Annotated in this window: 11 protein-coding genes; 8 read left to right on the top strand and 3 right to left on the bottom strand. The window is 73.7% G+C overall.

The window, feature by feature from the left end:
• Positions 1-218: 218 nt before the first annotated feature.
• Positions 219-848, bottom strand: coding sequence for a hypothetical protein (locus ACF068_RS27290; RefSeq protein WP_392276943.1), 630 nt, complete (start codon positions 846-848; stop codon positions 219-221).
• 216 nt (positions 849-1064) lie between these two features.
• Positions 1065-3245 carry a RecQ family ATP-dependent DNA helicase gene (locus tag ACF068_RS27285; RefSeq protein WP_392276942.1) on the bottom strand — a complete coding sequence of 727 codons (2181 nt, stop codon included), beginning with the start codon at positions 3243-3245 and terminating at the stop codon, positions 1065-1067.
• A 202-nt stretch (positions 3246-3447) separates the two neighbouring features.
• On the opposite strand from ACF068_RS27285, the gene ACF068_RS27280 reads away from it, so the two are divergent.
• From ACF068_RS27280 to ACF068_RS27250, 7 genes are all read left to right on the top strand, one after another.
• Positions 3448-4809 (top strand): DUF4192 domain-containing protein, encoded by a 1362-nt coding sequence (locus ACF068_RS27280; protein WP_392276941.1) that lies wholly within the window; start codon positions 3448-3450, stop codon positions 4807-4809.
• A 115-nt stretch (positions 4810-4924) separates the two neighbouring features.
• On the top strand, positions 4925-6964 hold the full coding sequence (locus tag ACF068_RS27275; RefSeq protein WP_392276940.1) for a glycogen debranching N-terminal domain-containing protein: 2040 nt from the start codon (positions 4925-4927) through the stop codon (positions 6962-6964).
• A 166-nt stretch (positions 6965-7130) separates the two neighbouring features.
• Entirely contained in the window at positions 7131-7901 is a 771-nt protein-coding gene (locus ACF068_RS27270; RefSeq protein WP_392276939.1) for an NUDIX domain-containing protein, read from the top strand.
• 108 nt (positions 7902-8009) lie between these two features.
• The gene (locus ACF068_RS27265) at positions 8010-9887 is read left to right on the top strand and encodes an ATP-binding cassette domain-containing protein (protein ID WP_392276938.1); all 1878 of its coding nucleotides are present in this window, start codon (positions 8010-8012) and stop codon (positions 9885-9887) included.
• 182 nt (positions 9888-10069) lie between these two features.
• The gene (locus tag ACF068_RS27260) at positions 10070-10957 is read left to right on the top strand and encodes a FadR/GntR family transcriptional regulator (protein ID WP_392276937.1); all 888 of its coding nucleotides are present in this window, start codon (positions 10070-10072) and stop codon (positions 10955-10957) included.
• A 448-nt stretch (positions 10958-11405) separates the two neighbouring features.
• On the top strand, positions 11406-12953 hold the full coding sequence (locus tag ACF068_RS27255) for an RNA polymerase sigma factor (RefSeq protein ID WP_392276936.1): 1548 nt from the start codon (positions 11406-11408) through the stop codon (positions 12951-12953).
• Between the two features lie 156 nt (positions 12954-13109).
• Complete coding sequence (locus ACF068_RS27250; RefSeq protein ID WP_392276935.1) at positions 13110-13931, top strand: serine protease; 822 nt, start codon at positions 13110-13112, stop codon at positions 13929-13931.
• Between the two features lie 171 nt (positions 13932-14102).
• Here ACF068_RS27250 and ACF068_RS27245 read toward each other — a convergent pair whose 3' ends face one another.
• Entirely contained in the window at positions 14103-14330 is a 228-nt protein-coding gene (locus tag ACF068_RS27245) for a hypothetical protein (protein WP_073755413.1), read from the bottom strand.
• A 440-nt stretch (positions 14331-14770) separates the two neighbouring features.
• On the opposite strand from ACF068_RS27245, the gene ACF068_RS27240 reads away from it, so the two are divergent.
• Entirely contained in the window at positions 14771-16888 is a 2118-nt protein-coding gene (locus ACF068_RS27240; RefSeq protein WP_392276934.1) for a type IIA DNA topoisomerase subunit B, read from the top strand.
• The last annotated feature ends 101 nt before the right edge of the window (positions 16889-16989 follow it).

Below are 16989 nucleotides of genomic sequence, written 5' to 3'. Positions count from 1 at the left end.
GACCACGGCCGGGGCCACGCGGCGCGGCCTTACGGGACCGAGTGCTGTGACCGTGCCCCCGCGCCCGCCACGAGCGGGTGACCGCGACGGGGCGCCCGCGACGAGCGGGCGACCATGACGGGCGGGCGCCCATGAGGGGCGGGCGGCGACGGCCGGTGACCGGGATGCGGGCCGCCGGTGGAACGGCGGCAAGGGTGCCGGTCACGACAGGGGACCGGTCAGCGGGCCGCCGTGCGGCGCAACGGCTCCGCCGCGCCGCTCGCGGTGCGCGGAGCCGGAAGTATCTCGTCGGCGGAGGCGTCCGCGAGGTTGCCGGGCGGAGAGGCCGAGTGCGGGCTCCGCCCGCCACGGCCCTCGCCCAGCACCTGCCAGCCGCCGCGGGTCAGCGTGATGTACGCCCCGCAACGGAGCCCGTGCAGCGTGCAGGCGTCCCGCAGCCCCCACATCCAGGCGCCGTCCTCCTCCGTCCACCGCTCGTCGCCGTCCCGGCAGTAGAGCAGGACGGCGGTACGCGCCGGGGTGCGCCGCCGCAGGTCGTGCGGGATGACCCTGCGGAGGTGCGCCAGCAGGGAGTTGCGGAACTCCCACCCGTCCGCCGGCACGGCACGGCGGGTGAACGAGGCGCTCGCGGCCAGCCGCTCCTCATGGTCGAGGACGGCCACGACCGCGGTGCTGGGCGTCGGGCGATGGCGGGCGTGCAGGCCGCTGACGACCTCGCGCGGGTTGCGCAGCAGCGGGATGCCGGCCGCCGCCCACTCGGCGGGTTCGAGCATCCGGGCGAGGCGGCTGGCGGAGTCGGCGGGCGTGCTGATCGAGGTGGCTGCGGACGGAGCGAATCCGAAGGTCACGGTCCTCCCTTCGCATACGCGCCCACAGAGCGGGCAGGGTCGAGTGAGGGACGCACCGGCACAGCCCTTCTGGACCGCGAACGGGCCGTGCGGGGAGCGGATTCCAATTCTTGCTGGCGGAACGGGCAAGCGGCAACGAGCAATTGAGGCTGCTGACTGGAATGTTCTGGTATGGCACTCATATCCTTCCCCATCGGCCCGGAATGACGCGTCCCCTCACCCCTGGACGGCGAGGACCAGCGGAAACGCGCCCGCCGCCCCGGCCCTTCGCAGCAGCCGGGCCGCCACCGCCAGCGTCCAGCCGCTGTCCGAGAGGTCGTCCACCAGGAGCACGGGCCCGCCCGCCGCGGCCAGCTCCTCCGCCAGCGCGGGGGGAACCTCCAGCGCCCGGTGCAGCCCCAGCACCCGCTGCGCGCTGTTGGTCCGCGAGATCCTGACGTCCGCCGCCTCGGGCACGTACTCGACCGCGCCGAGCAGCGGCATCCTGCCCACCTCGGCGATCCGCCGGCCCAGCGAACCCACCAGCCGCGGCCTGCTGTGCGAGGCGACCGTGACCACGCCCACCGGGCGGGGCGGGGCGTCCGCCGCTCCGGACGCCCAGCCACCCGGGCCCTTCGCCCAGTCGGCCAGCACGCGCACCACGGCGTCCACCACGTCGTCCGGCACCGGACCGTCCGGCGCACCGGGCGCCAGCATCGGACGCAGCCGGTTGCCCCACCCGATGTCCGACAGCCGCCCGAGCGCACGCCCCGGGAAGCACAGCTCCCCCGCGGGGATACGGCCCTTGAGATCGACCCCGGCCGCCGGCAGCCCGGTCGGCCACATCTTGCGCGGCTCGACCTCCACCCCGGGCCGCCCCAGCTCACCGCGCGCGGCGTCCAGCGCGGCCGCCGACACCTTCGCGTCGAACCGGGGCCCCGAGCAGTTGTCGCACCGCCCGCACGGGGCCGCCTCCTCGTCGTCCAGCTGCCGCCGCAGGAACTCCATCCGGCACCCGGTCGCGGACGCGTACTCACGCATGGCCCGCTGCTCCGCCTCCCGCTGCCGGGCCACCCAGGCGTACCGCTCCGCGTCGTACACCCACGGCTGCCCCGTGGCGGTCCAGCCGCCCTTCACCCGGCGTACCGCGCCGTCCACGTCGAGGACCTTGAGCATCGTCTCCAGACGGGTGCGGCGCAGCTCCACCAGCGGCTCCAGGGCCGGCAGGGACAGCGGCCGGTCCGCGTGCGCCAGCACGTCGATGGTGCGCCGCACCTGCTCCTCGGGCGGGAAGGCGACCGACGCGAAGTACTGCCAGATCGCCTCGTCCTCCTTGCCGGGCAGCAGCAGCACCTCCGCGTGCTCCACCCCTCGGCCCGCCCGTCCCACCTGCTGGTAGTACGCGATGGGGGAGGACGGCGAACCCAGATGCACCACGAACCCGAGGTCCGGCTTGTCGAACCCCATGCCCAGCGCGGACGTGGCCACCAGGGCCTTCACCCGGTTCGCCAGCAGGTCCTCCTCGGCCTGCTGGCGGTCCGCGTTCTCCGTGCGGCCGGTGTAGGAGGCCACCGTGTGGCCGCACTGGCGCAGGTGGGCGGTCACCTCCTCGGCGGCGGCGACCGTGAGCGTGTAGATGATCCCCGAGCCGGGCAGCTCCCCGAGGTGGTCGGCCAGCCAGGCCAGGCGGTGCGCCGCGTCCGGCAGCCGGAGCACACCGAGGCTGAGGCTCTCCCGGTCCAGCGGGCCGCGCAGCACCAGCGCGTCCGTGCCCGCCCCCGTGCCGAGCTGTTCGGCGACGTCCGCCGTCACCCGCGCGTTGGCCGTCGCGGTGGTGGCCAGCACCGGGACGCCGGACGGCAGCTCGGCGAGCATGGTGCGCAGCCGCCGGTAGTCCGGCCGGAAGTCATGGCCCCAGTCGGAGATGCAGTGCGCCTCGTCGACCACCAGCAGGCCGGTGGCGGCCGCCAGCCGGGGCAGTACCTGGTCACGGAAGTCCGGGTTGTTGAGCCGCTCGGGGCTGACCAGCAGCACGTCCACCGCGCCCGCGGCCACCTCCTGCTGGATCGTCTCCCACTCCTCGGGGTTGGCCGAATTGATCGTCCGGGCCCGGATACCGGCCCGAGCCGCCGCCTCGACCTGGTTGCGCATCAGCGCGAGCAGCGGCGAGACGATCACGGTCGGGCCGCTGCCCCGCTCCCGCAGCAGTGACGTCGCCACGAAGTACACGGCCGACTTGCCCCAACCGGTGCGCTGCACGACCAGCGCCCGCCGCTTGTCGGCGACGAGCGCCTCGATCGCCCGCCACTGGTCCTCCCGCAGCCTGGCCGTACCGCTCTCGTCCCCGACGAGACGGGCGAGCACGGCGTCGGCGGCTGCGCGGAGGGTGCTGGGTCCTGCGTTGCTCGTCTGCTCCATGCCCCCATGCAACAGCACGGGTCCGACAACGGGCGAACCGACGGCCGAGCGGCGGTACGGATACGTCGCGCCGCGCGCGTCTACCACTCGCGGGCCGGCGGCGCCAGCCGGCCACCAGGCCTGTGGACAGGGGCGATCCGCGCCGGCCGGCGGTTTTCCACAGGGGTCGACGGCCGTCGCCGACCGCGGGACCGTCGTGACCATGAACAAGCACCGCGACACCACCGGACCCGCCGACGACCAGCAGCAGATCACCCTGCGCGGCCCCGCCGAACTGGCCGACGCGCTGCCGTACATGATGGGGTACCACCCGACCGACTCGATCGTGATGGTCGCCCTGCACGGCGACCGCGGCCGCTTCGGCGGCCGGCTCAGGCTCGGCATCCCGGGCTCGCCCCGCGAATGGCCACCGGTCGCCGAGCAGCTCGCCGAATGCCTCGTCGAGGGCTGCGAGCGGCGCGGCTCCCGCCCCGACGGCATCGTGGTCTTCCTCTGCCAGGACCCCGCCGAGGGCGAGACCGGCCGCCGCGTCATGGAGCGGCTCCGGCCGCTCGCCCAGCGGCTGCGCACCGCCTGCGGCACCCTCGACGTGCCGGTGTACGAGGCGCTCTGCATCTCCGACGGCCGCTTCTGGTCCTACTGCTGCCCCGACACCCGCTGCTGCCCGCCCGAGGGCAACCCCCTGGCCCTGCCCGGTACGTCGGTGATGGCGGCCGCCGCCGCGTACGCCGGCATCCAGGTGCGCGGGTCCTTGCGCGACATGGAGCAGCGGCTGCGCCCGTGGCCCGACGGGACGGCGTCCTCGGCCGGGCAGGTGCGGGCGCTCGACTCCGCCGGCGCCGCCCTGGTGCCCCGGATCCTGGACGCGGTGGGCCGTGACGGCGTGCGCGCGGAGACGATCCGGCTCGCGGAGACGCTGGTGGAGCGCCTCGCCGGCAGCCCCCGGATCATGGACCCGGCGAAGGCCGACGCCCAGGACGACGCGCTGATCGGCGACGACGAGGCGGCCGCGGTCGTCCTGGGCCTCCAGGACCGGGAGACCCGGGACCGGGCGGCGGAGTGGATGGAGGGCGACCGGGCGGCCCCCGCCCTGCGGCTCTGGCGCGCCCTGGCCCGCCGTTGCGTCGGCGCCTACGTCGAGCACTCCGCGGCGCCGCTGACGCTCGCCGGCTGGGTCGCCTGGTCCACCGGCGACGAGCCCGCCGCCCGGGTGGCGCTGGGACTCGCGCTGGACGCCGACCCGGAGTACGTCTTCGCCAGGCTGCTCCACCAGGCCTGCAACGAGGGCCTCGACCCGGAGTCGCTGCGCCGGTGCCTCCGCCGGGAGCGCGACGCGCGGGCAGCGGCCGGGGCGCGGGCCGCGTCCGGGCTGCGGGCGCGGTTCGGCGTCCGGGCGGGGACGCCCGGAGCGGGCCGCCGCACCAGGCGCCGCCCGCGGTCCTCCGCCGGGAAGGACACGGGGCCTGGGTCCCCCGGCACGGCCCGGTCCGAGGGGCCCGCGGCCCGCCTCCGCCGCGGTGCGGCCCGCCCCGGCGGAGGGCGCCGGAGCAGGAGCGGGGAATGACGGGCGTGACCCGGGGCCGGGTGGCGCCGTTCCCCTCAGTGGCGGCGTCGTCCGACCCGTGCCGTCGTACCTCCAGCGGCTGTCCGGAGCGCACAGAAGGCTCAGCACATCCACCATGGACCTCACCGTCCCCTCCCGTAGCCCCCTTCCGCCGTTCCGGCAGCCACCGGCCGCCGGCCCGGCGGCCCCGGCCCCCGGTCGCCCGGCGGACCTGCCGCCGGTGCACGACGCCCTCGTCTGCGTCGCCCTGCCCGCCTTCGCCGTCTCGGCACGGCAGGGGCAGCTCACCGGCCAGGGACTCGAGGGCGTCTACCACTCCGGCCGCCGGGTCCTCTCCCGCTGCCGGCTCCGCGTGGCCGGCCGCGACCCGGTCGCCGTGCAGGGCAGGCTCGAGTCCGCCGGCCGGGCGCGGTTCACCTCGGTCGTGCGTACCTCCGCCGACCCCGGACCCGATCCGGGCGTCGCCGTGGAGCGGGTCCGGGAGGCGGACGGCAGCGAGCGCATCACCTTCCGCAGCTTCGTGGGCCGCTCCCTCCGGCTTCCCGTCGAACTCGTCCTGGGCACCGACCTCGCCGACCTGGGCGCCGTCGCGTCCGGGAGGCCCTGCCCCGAACTGCGGGCCACGGTCCATGACGCGGGCCTCCGGTGGTCGGCACCCGACGGCGGCCGTGCGACCGTCACGGCGGACCCGCCGCCCAAGGACACCCTGGCCGCCACCGGACTGCTGCGCTGGGAGCTGGACCTCCACCCCGGCGTCCCCCGCACCATCGCCATCGACGTACGGGCCCGCTTCCCGCACGCCGCACGGCCCGTCGGCAGGCCGGGTTCCCTCGGCGTCCCCGACGCCCGCGCCGAGGGCGACGACCCGCGCGTCGCGCGGTTCCTCCGCACCGGCCTGGCCGATCTGCGGGCGCTCCTCGTGCGGGACCCGGAGCATCCGGCCGGCCTGCACGTGGCGGCGGGTGTGCCGTGGCGCTGCGGTCCGGCACCCGCCGAGGCCCTGTGGGCCGCCCGCATGGCCCTTCCGCTCGGCACCCGGCTCGCCGCCGCCACGCTCCGCACCCTGGCCCGTACGCAGCTCACCGGCCCGGTCCCCGGCGCCGGCCGCATCCCCGGACCGCTGCGCGACACCGGCCCCCACCTGCCGCCCAGCTGCACCGGCACGGAAGCGACCCTCGCCTTCCCCGCCCTGCTGGCCGAAGCCCGGCGCTGGGGCCTGCCGGACCAGGACCTCGCGGAGCTGCTGCCCGCCGCCGAGCGCTGTCTGCACTGGCTGCGTGCCGCCGCCGACGACAGCTGTCTGCTGCGCGAGCCCGGCCCCTCCGGCCTCCGCCGCGCCGAGACGCAGGCCCACGCCCATCGGGCCGCCCTGCTCGGCGCGGACCTTCTGGAGGCGTGCGGCCGTCCCGGCGCGGACGACTGGCGCGACCGGGCCCACGCCATGCGCCACCGCTTCCGCGAGGAGTTCTGGCTCGACGACCCGGGCGGGGGACGCCCCGTCGCCGCGCTCACCCCCGCCGGCCGGCCGCTGCCGCACCTGGGCGGCGGTGCCGCGCACCTGCTCGACACCGGTCTCCTGGGCGGCGGGCGGATGGCCGAGGGGCTGCTCGACAAGGTGCAGACCGAGCAGCTGGCGCGCCTGCTGGGAAGCCCGGCCATGGACAGCGGCTGGGGCCTCCGCAGCCTCGGCGCCAAGGAGCCGGCCCACAACCCCTTCGGACACCGCTCCGGCGCGGTCCGGGTCCACGAGACGGCCGTCGCGGTCACGGGCCTGGCCGCCGCCGGGTACGAGAAGGAGGCCACCTCCCTGCTGCGCGGCCTCCTGGACGCGGCCGAGGCCTTCTCCTACCGGCTGCCCGAGATGTACGCGGGGGACCAGCGCACCACCGGCAGTGCGCCCGTCCCCCACCCGGCGGCCTGCCGTCCCGCCGCCGTGGCGTCGGCCGCCGTCGTCCACCTGCTCACCGCCGTGGCCGGGATCCGCCCGGACGTGCCGGCGGGCACGGTCGCCCTGCACCCCATGCGCGGAGCCCCGCTCGGGGAGGTCCGGCTGTCCGGGCTGTGCGTGGCGGGGGAGCCGTTCGCCGTGCGGCTCAGCAGGCTGGGGCTGGGCATGGTCGAGGAGGCCGCCCCCGGCCTCCAGCTCGGCGTATGACCCGGTGCCCCCCGGCGTGCCGCGCACGGCGCACGGGGTACGGACCGTCGCCGGGAAGCACCCGCCCGTGGACGCGGGGCGACGCGGGCTGGGGACGGGGGAAGAGGTGACCGTCGAGAAGGCCGGAGGACGTGTTTATCGTCAGGAAGACGACTATGATCGCCGCATGTCGCCCTACGACCCCTCGGCCTTCCCGCCCTTCGCCGTGACCGTCGACCTGGTGGTGCTCACCGTGCGCCGCCACGCGCTGTGCGCACTGGTCGTCCGCCGGGGAGAGCCGCCTTTCCAGGGGCGCTGGGCACTGCCGGGCGGGTTCGTGCGGCCCGACGAGGACCTCGGCGCGGCAGCGGCACGCGAGCTGGTCGAGGAGACGGGCCTGTGCGCCCACGATCCGGGCACCCCGCTCCCCGAAGCCGGCAACGGCGCCCACCTCGAACAGCTCGCCACCTACGGCGACCCCCGGCGGGACCCGCGCATGCGCGTGGTCAGCGTCGCCCACCTCGTGCTCGCCCCCGACCTTCCGGCGCCCCGGGCCGGCGGGGACGCCAACAGCGCGCGCTGGGCCCCGGTCGACGAGCTGCTCGACCAGGAGGGCGGTGCCGGGCGGGAGGACGAGCAGCCCGCCCCGCTCGCCTTCGACCACGCGCGCATCCTGGCCGACGGGGTGGAGCGCGCCCGTTCGAAGATCGAATACTCGTCGCTGGCCACGGCTTTCTGTCCGCCGGAGTTCACCGTCGGCGAGCTGCGCCGGGTCTACGAGGCGGTGTGGGGGGTCGCGCTCGACCCGCGCAACTTCCACCGGAAGGTGACGGGTACGCCGGGCTTCCTGGTCCCCTCGGGCGGCACCACGACGCGTCAGGGCGGCCGTCCCGCCCAGTTGTTCAGGGCGGGAGGAGCGACGCTGCTCAACCCGCCGATGCTGCGCCCGGAGGTCTGACACCTCGGGCGCCCGCCCCAACCCTGCGCCAAAAGTCCCATATGTCGCGTTATCTTGCTGCGGTACCCGCCCTGCCGCCGAGCGGTTTCCTCTACCGCGGGAGAAGCGATGCTCCAGGCAATCGGACTGACCAGCACCCCCCGCCGAGACCGTCCGCCCGCCGTGGACGATCTGACCTTCGAAGCCCGCCCCGGCGGTGTCACCGCCCTGCTCGGCGCCACCGGCGCGGGCAAGACCACCGCCCTGCGCATGATGCTCGAACTCGAACCGGGCCGCGGGGTCACCTACTTCCGCGGCCGCCCCCTCCACCGCATCGCCCACCTCGCCCGCGAGGTCGGCGTCCTCCTCGGCGACGTACCCGGCCACCCCGCCCGCACCTGCCGGGGCCAGCTGCGCATGCTCTGCGCGGCCGCCGGAGTACCCGCCTCCCGCGCCGACGACATGCTCGACATCGTCGGCCTCGCCGGCCTGGCGCACCAGCGGCTCGGCACCCTCTCCCTGGGCATGGAGCGCCGACTCGGCCTCGCCGCAGCCCTGTTGGGTGACCCGCACACGCTGCTCCTCGACGAGCCGGCCGCCGGACTGTCCCCGCGCGAGAACGGCTGGCTGTTCGGCCTGCTCCGCGCCCACGCCGCCCACGGCGGCACCGTGCTCTACACCACCGGCGACCCCAAGGAGGCCGCCCGCACGGCGGACCACGTCGTCACCATCGACGAAGGGCGGCTGGTCGCCGACCAGGACGTGACCGCCTTCGCCCGCACCCGGCTGCGCCCGCGTGTGGCGGTCCGCACCCCGCACGCCGCCCGGCTCGCCGCCGTCGTCGGCCGCGAGGCACGCGCCGCGCAGCGTTCCGTCGAAGTGGTCGCCGAGGAAGGCAACCGGCTCTGCGTGTACGGCAGCGACTGCGCGGAGATCGGCGAGACCGCCTTCCGGCACGGCGTCCTCCTCCACCAACTCGCGGACGAGACCGGCGACACCGGACCGGCGCCCGCCGCGGGCACCGCCTCGGGCACCGCCTCAGGTACCACCGCGGGCACCGCCTCGGGCACCGCCTCAGGTACCACCGCGGGCACCGCCTCGGGCACCGCCTCAGGTACCACCGCGGACAGCGCCTCGGGCACCGCCTCGGGCACCGCCCCCGTACCGCCGCCGGCCTCCCGCCCGGCCGCCGGGAGCCCGCACCCCCTGCCGCCCCCGCTCGTCCCCAGGCCCGTCCGCAGTCCGCTCCGCCCCCTCCGGTACGAACTGCGCCGGCTGACGGGCGTGCCCGTCACCCCGCTGGTCGTCGCCGCCGTCCTCGTCGGCTCCGCCGTCCTCGCCGCGTTCCTCGCTCGCACCGGCGCCGCCCCGCTGCCCGCCGCCCTGGCCGCCTGGCCCGGCCTCCTCCCGCTCCCGCCCGCCGCCCTCGGCGCCGGACTGCTGGGCGCCCTGTCGTTCGGCGAGGAGTACCGCCACCCCGTCCTGGCCTCCGGCCGCGGCACCGTCCCGCGCCGCCTCGGCCTGCTCCTCGCCAAGCTCGCCGTCACCTCCGCCACCGCCCTGCTGCTCGCCCTGCTCGTCGCGGCCGTCGACTTCGGGGTGCTCCGGCTCCTGTACGGCGCCGGCGCCATCCCCGTGCCGGAGAACTGGCCGGGCCTCTGCGTCGGCTGGGCCGGGCTCTCGGCGGGCTGCGCCTGGGCCGGGCTCCTGGCGGCCGGGGTCTTCCGGGCGACCGCGGCGGGCGTCGCCGCCGTCCTCGCCGTACCGGTGGTCGTCGCCCCCCTCGTGCAGAAGGCGCTGGTGGGCCCGTCGGTGCGCTCGATCGCCGGACTTCCGGGCCGGTTGAGGGAACTGGCCTGGGGACAGTGGCCGTACGAGACCGACCGCTGGCTGCTGGCCGCGGCGAGGGTGGTCGCCCAACCCGTCGGCACCGCCCTGGTGTTGTCCGTGACGGCTCTCACGTGCGCTTATCTGTTCACCGGGTTGCGCCGCCGGGCCCGTTGGTAGCCCCTTGAGGAGCCGATGGTGACCGAGCGGTGACCATAGCGCTGCAAACGGTCACAACTCCCTTGGAAATTGCCCGGTTCCTTCCGATAAGGCGTCAATTACCGAGCGAGCGCCGATCACCCTTTCGTGTGCTTTTCACCAAAGACCTCAAGGGCGGTGGAACGCGCGCCGACAAAGGATGCGTGAGTACCCTTGCGCACACCATGATGACCGCCGCCCGCCCCATGGAGACCGGCCTCTCGGCTCCGGGCGGACTGGACCGCTACCCCTACGCGGAGGCTTCCGTCGCCGACCGCGTCGGGCTCCCCTCCTGGGAGGGCGCCGACACGGAGCTGGGCCGGGTGGGCCGGCGGTCGGCCGGCAGTCGCGGCCGCGGCCTGCACGGCCAACTCGTCCAGCAGCTCGGCCAGATGATCGTCTCCGGCGACCTGGGCGCCGACCGGCCGCTCGTCCCCGAGGAGATCGGTCAGCGCTTCGAGGTCTCCCGCACCGTCGTGCGCGAGTCCCTCCGCGTCCTCGAGGCCAAGGGCCTGGTCAGCGCCCGCCCGAACGTCGGCACCCGGGTCCGCCCGGTCAGCGACTGGAACCTGCTCGACCCGGACATCATCGAATGGCGGGCCTTCGGGCCGCAGCGCGAGGACCAGCGCCGCGAGCTCGGCGAGCTGCGCTGGACGATCGAGCCGCTGGCGGCGCGCCTCGCCGCGGGGCACGGCCGCGAGGACGTCCAGCAGCGGCTCGGCGACATGGTCGAGATCATGGGCCATGCCTTCGCGCAGGGTGACGTGATCACGTTCTCCCGCGCCGACGCCGAGTTCCACAGCCTGCTGATCCAGCTCGCCGGCAACCGGATGCTGGAGCACCTCTCCGGCATCGTCTCCGCCGCCCTCCAGGTCTCCGGCTCCCCCACGACCGGCTGTGACCGCCCCAGCGAGCCCTGCCTCGCCCACCACGCGCGCATCGTCGACGCCCTGGCCGCCGGCGACGGTCCGGCCGCCGAGGCGGCCATGCGCCAACTGCTGATGGTCCACCCGGAGGTGGAGCGGGTCGTTCCCGCGCCGCGCGAGCACTGACCGTCCACAGCGCGTCGAACCTCGCGCACGTGGCGTACATCGCCGGGCCCCAGGCACTGTCCGGGGGGCCCGGCGCGCCCGGACCGCGCGCGACGGCGTACGTCGTAATCCCCCGTGCCGGCCCCCGCCGGCCCACGGGTGAGGCCGGTGGCGTACCCGGGTGAACGGCGGATTCGGTGGCGGACTGGGGGGTGACATCCCGGTCTGGGGGTATTTGGACGTATACGGGGTGTGACTCGGGCCACGCGGATTGGGCGTAACGCTCTTCGAAGCCCTGCGATGACCTAAGAGGTGACAGCCGAGGAGGGAATACAGCCGCCGGTTCACGGCGCTGTCCACTTCCGAGGTTCAGCCCGCGTCGTCGGCACATTCCCAGCCGGCGGTCGTCGGCTCCGGCCCGATCATGGGCGGGGCCGGAAGCCGTTTCCATCGTTCCGAGAGGTTGTTCGTGTCGGCCAGCACATCCCGTACGCTCCCGCCGGAGATCGCCGAGTCCGAGTCTGTGATGGCGCTCATCGAGCGGGGAAAGGCTGATGGGCAGATCGCCGGCGATGACGTGCGTCGGGCCTTCGAGGCTGACCAGATTCCGCCAACCCAGTGGAAGAATGTTCTGCGCAGCCTCAATCAGATCCTCGAGGAAGAGGGTGTGACGCTGATGGTCAGTGCAGCGGAGTCGCCGAAGCGCGCCCGCAAGAGCGTCGCAGCGAAGAGCCCGGCAAAGCGCACCGCCACCAAGACCGTCACCGCCAAGACGACCGTGACGAAGTCCGTCGCGGCCGCCGCGGCTCCGGCGGCCCAGAGCGCGGACGCGCCGGCCGACGAGGCCGGTACCCCTGCCAAGAAGGCGGCCGCCAAGAAGACCGCCGCCAAGAAGACGGCGGTCAAGAAGACCGCCGCCAAGAAGACCACCGCCAAGAAGGCCACGTCCAAGAAGGACGCCGACGAGGTCATCGAGGGCGAGGAGCTGCTCGAGGACGTCGCGCCCGGCAAGGGCGAGGACGAGGAGGCCGAGGGCGAGAACAAGGGCTTCGTGCTCTCGGACGAGGACGAGGACGACGCGCCCGCGCAGCAGGTCGCCGTCGCCGGTGCCACGGCCGACCCGGTCAAGGACTACCTGAAGCAGATCGGCAAGGTCCCGCTCCTCAACGCCGAGCAGGAGGTCGAGCTCGCCAAGCGCATCGAGGCCGGTCTGTTCGCCGAGGACAAGCTGGCGAACTCCGACAAGCTGGCCCCGAAGCTCAAGCGCGAGCTGGAGATCATCGCCGAGGACGGCCGCCGCGCCAAGAACCACCTGCTGGAGGCCAACCTCCGTCTCGTAGTCTCCCTGGCCAAGCGCTACACCGGCCGCGGCATGCTCTTCCTGGACCTGATCCAGGAGGGCAACCTGGGTCTGATCCGCGCGGTCGAGAAGTTCGACTACACCAAGGGCTACAAGTTCTCCACGTACGCCACCTGGTGGATCCGTCAGGCGATCACCCGCGCCATGGCCGACCAGGCCCGCACCATCCGTATCCCGGTGCACATGGTCGAGGTCATCAACAAGCTCGCGCGCGTCCAGCGCCAGATGCTCCAGGACCTGGGCCGCGAGCCCACCCCGGAGGAGCTGGCCAAGGAACTGGACATGACCCCCGAGAAGGTCATCGAGGTCCAGAAGTACGGCCGTGAGCCCATCTCGCTGCACACCCCCCTCGGCGAGGACGGCGACAGCGAGTTCGGTGACCTGATCGAGGACTCCGAGGCGGTCGTGCCGGCCGACGCGGTCAGCTTCACGCTCCTCCAGGAGCAGCTCCACTCCGTGCTCGACACCCTGTCCGAGCGCGAGGCGGGCGTGGTCTCCATGCGCTTCGGCCTGACCGACGGCCAGCCGAAGACCCTGGACGAGATCGGCAAGGTCTACGGCGTGACCCGTGAGCGGATCCGCCAGATCGAGTCGAAGACCATGTCGAAGCTGCGCCACCCGTCGCGTTCCCAGGTGCTGCGCGACTACCTCGACTGAGGTCGGACCGTACGGTCGTCCGTAGGCGGAGGGCCCGGTTCCCGAAGGGGAGCCGGGCCCTCCGGCATGCCCGGGCCGGGTCCCGGCTGGGGTGCGGGCCACGGCACGCTGGCCGACTCTGGGTGAAGCTGGTTCACCGGAGAGTCAGGAGACCGCATGCGTCGTCCCATCAGCCGGAAGCGGACCGCGGCCGTGGCCGCCCTCATGGCCACGGCCGTCCTGCCGCTCAGTACGCCCGCGCCCGCCGCCGCCGACAGCGTCGTCGTCGGGGGAGAACCGGTGCGAGCCGCCGACAGTCCCTGGGCCGTCGCTCTCTCCAGCCGTGACCGGTTCGGGGGTACGCGCTCGGGCCAGTTCTGCGGCGGTGTGGTCGTCGCGCCCACCAAGGTGGTGACCGCAGCCCACTGTCTCGGGCCGACGGTGCTCGGCACGGACGTCAAGGAGCTGAGCGACCTCAAGGTCATCGCGGGCCGTACGGAGCTACGGGAGGCCGGGGGGCGGGAGATTCCGGTGACCGGGGCGTGGATCAGTCCCCGGTACGACGCCGAGACCCAGTCCGGCGACCTGGCGGTGCTGACGCTGGCGAGCGCGCTGCCGCGCACGTACGTCATCAGGACCGCCCCGCAGGGCGACCCGGCCTACCGGCCCGGGACGAGCGCGGCGGTGTACGGCTGGGGCGACACCTCGGGCAGCGGCTCGTACGCCTACACGCTGCGGGCGGCGAACGTCCAGGTGCTGCCCGACGGCGTGTGCGCGAAGGCCTACCCCGCGGAGGCGGGCGGCGGGGGGTACCTGCCCGCCACGATGCTGTGCGCGGGCGATCCCGACGGCGGCAGGGACGCGTGCCAGGGAGACAGCGGGGGGCCGCTGGTGGCCCGTGGGCGGCTCATCGGACTGGTGTCCTGGGGGAGCGGCTGCGGCGAGGCGGGGAGCCCGGGGGTCTACACCCGTGTCTCGGCGGTGCTGCCGCCCCTGTGACGGCCCCGGCGGGGCCGGGCGGGAGGACCGTGAGGAGCCCGGCCAGGGCCGGGCGGCCCGCGCGGAGCGGCGGGAACGGGGCATGAGAACGGGCGACCGCCCCCTGGTGGTGGGGGCGGTCGCCCGCCGGCCGGTCCGGGACCGGCCCCTGGCTCGTCGTGGATGCGAGTGTCAGCGGTCCTCTTCGACTGCGTTCGGCACGGTGGTGAGCCGGTCCGTCTCATCCTGTATTTCCGCGGCGATCTTCTTGAGTTCCGGCTCGAACTTGCGCCCGTGGTGGGCGCAGAAGAGCAGTTCACCACCGCTGGTCAGCACGACGCGCAGATATGCCTGGGCGCCACAGCGGTCGCAGCGGTCGGCGGCCGTCAGCGGGCTCGCGGGGGTCAGAACAGTAGTCACGTCGCCTCTTCTCTAGCTCGACGAGCTGTCGTACCAGGGTCAACATCCAACCAGGCCGAAAACGTTCCCGCTCGTGGCTTTTCCTTGAAACTTCTTCCAAGGAGGCTGTCTGCTGCCGGTTGGCGGCGAATGAGCCGTATTGCGGTGCTCTACGGGTTTCGCGTTGCTTGTCTCGTTCAGTCTCGTTCAGCCCTCCCGGCGGATGCCGGTTGTTCATGAGGACGTGCCCGGAGCCTAAATGGTTCATGCCTCGAAGGGAACGTGATGTCCACGTCACTCCATCGAGGGATCGAACACCCTTGCGACTCTGGACTAGCATGAGTTTTCACGTGGGTGGCGTGACAACGGCTCTACCAGGCCTCTGTACCCTCTGACCGGTGACAGACGCCGGGCCTTTACCCCCACAGGCCACTTTCCAAATTCAGCGAGGAGCGAACCGCGTGACCGCCGATACGTCCGTGCCGTCCAGTGCGCTGCTGACCGCAGACCGTGACGGTTCCAACTACACCGCGCGGCACCTGCTCGTCCTTGAGGGGCTCGAGGCGGTTCGCAAGCGGCCCGGCATGTACATCGGGTCCACCGACAGCCGGGGCCTGATGCACTGCCTGTGGGAGATCATCGACAACTCGGTCGACGAGGCCCTGGGCGGGTACTGCGACCACATCGAAGTCATCCTCCACGACGACGGCTCGGTGGAGGTGCGGGACAACGGCCGCGGCATCCCCGTGGACGTCGAGCCCAAGACCGGCCTCTCCGGCGTCGAGGTCGTCATGACCAAGCTGCACGCCGGCGGCAAGTTCGGCGGCGGCTCGTACGCGGCGTCCGGCGGCCTGCACGGCGTGGGCGCCTCCGTGGTGAACGCGCTCTCGGCCCGGCTCGACGTCGAGGTCGACCGCAGCAGCTCCACCCATGCCATCAGCTTCCGCCGCGGCGTCCCCGGGATCTTCACCGAGTCCGGCCCGGACGCCCCGTTCGACCCGGGCAACGGGCTGCGCAAGACCAAGCGCGTGCCGAAGGCCCGCACCGGCACCCGCGTCCGGTACTGGGCGGACCGCCAGATCTTCCTCAAGGACGCCAAGCTCTCCCTGGAGAACCTGCACCAGCGCGCCCGCCAGACCGCCTTCCTGGTGCCCGGCCTCACCATCGTCGTCCGCGACGAGCGCGGCCTGGAGGGGGAGGGCAAGACCGAGGAGACGTTCCGCTTCGACGGGGGCATCAGCGAGTTCTGCGAGTACCTGGCGCAGGACAAGGCCGTCTGCGACGTCCTCCGGCTGACCGGCCAGGGCACCTTCAAGGAGACCGTGCCCGTCCTCGACGAGCGCGGCCACATGACGCCCACCGAGGTCACCCGCGAGCTCGGCGTCGACGTCGCGCTGCGCTGGGGCACCGGGTACGACTCGTCGGTCAAGTCGTTCGTGAACATCATCGCCACCCCCAAGGGCGGCACCCACGTCACCGGCTTCGAGCGCGCGGTCACCAGGACGATGAACGAGGTCCTGCGCTCCGCCAAGCTGCTGCGCGTCGCCGAGGACGACATCGTCAAGGACGACGCCCTGGAGGGCCTCACCGCCGTGGTGACCGTCCGGCTCGCCGAGCCGCAGTTCGAGGGCCAGACCAAGGAGGTCCTCGGGACGTCGGCAGCCAACCGGATCGTCGCCAACGTGGTCGCCAAGGAGCTGAAGGCCTTCCTGACCTCCACCAAGCGCGACGCCAAGGCCCAGGCCCGTGCGGTGCTGGAGAAGGCCGTCGCCGCCGCCCGTACGCGGATCGCGGCCCGCCAGCACAAGGAGGCGCAGCGCCGGAAGACCGCCCTGGAGTCCTCCTCGCTGCCCGCCAAGCTGGCCGACTGCCGCAGCGACGACGTGGAGCGCAGCGAGCTCTTCATCGTCGAGGGCGACTCCGCGCTCGGTACGGCCAAGCTCGCCCGCAACAGTGAGTTCCAGGCGCTCCTGCCGATCCGCGGCAAGATCCTCAACGTCCAGAAGTCGTCCGTCTCCGACATGCTCAAGAACGCCGAGTGCGGGGCGATCATCCAGGTCATAGGGGCGGGGTCCGGCCGGACCTTCGACATCGACGCCGCGCGGTACGGCAAGATCGTCCTGCTCGTGGACGCCGATGTCGACGGCGCGCACATCCGCTGCCTGCTGCTGACGCTGTTCCAGCGCTACATGCGGCCGATGGTCGAGGCGGGCCGCGTCTTCGCCGCCGTACCGCCGCTGCACCGCATCGAGCTGGTCCAGCCCAAGAAGGGCCAGGACAAGTACGTCTACACGTACTCGGACAACGAGCTGCGGCAGACACTGCTGGAGTTCCAGCGCAAGGGCGTCCGCTACAAGGACTCCATCCAGCGCTACAAGGGCCTCGGTGAGATGGACGCCGACCAGCTCGCGGAGACCACGATGGACCCCCGGCACCGCACCCTGCGCCGGATCAACATCGGTGACCTCGAGTCCTCGGAGCAGGTCTTCGACCTGCTGATGGGCAACGACGTGGCGCCCCGCAAGGAGTTCATCACCAGCTCCGCCGCGACGCTGGACCGCTCGCGCATCGACGCCTGACCCGCGCCGGCGCCTACGCGCGCCGCTCCCCGGCGGTCCGCCCGACCGACGTCCCGGCTCCCCCCCCATACCGTACGGAGCCGGGACATGGGGCACGACAT

Source organism: Streptomyces sp. NPDC016309 (genome assembly GCF_043077235.1).
Taxonomy (GTDB): Bacteria; Actinomycetota; Actinomycetes; order Streptomycetales; family Streptomycetaceae; genus Streptomyces.
This window is presented reverse-complemented; position numbering and strand designations above follow the sequence as displayed.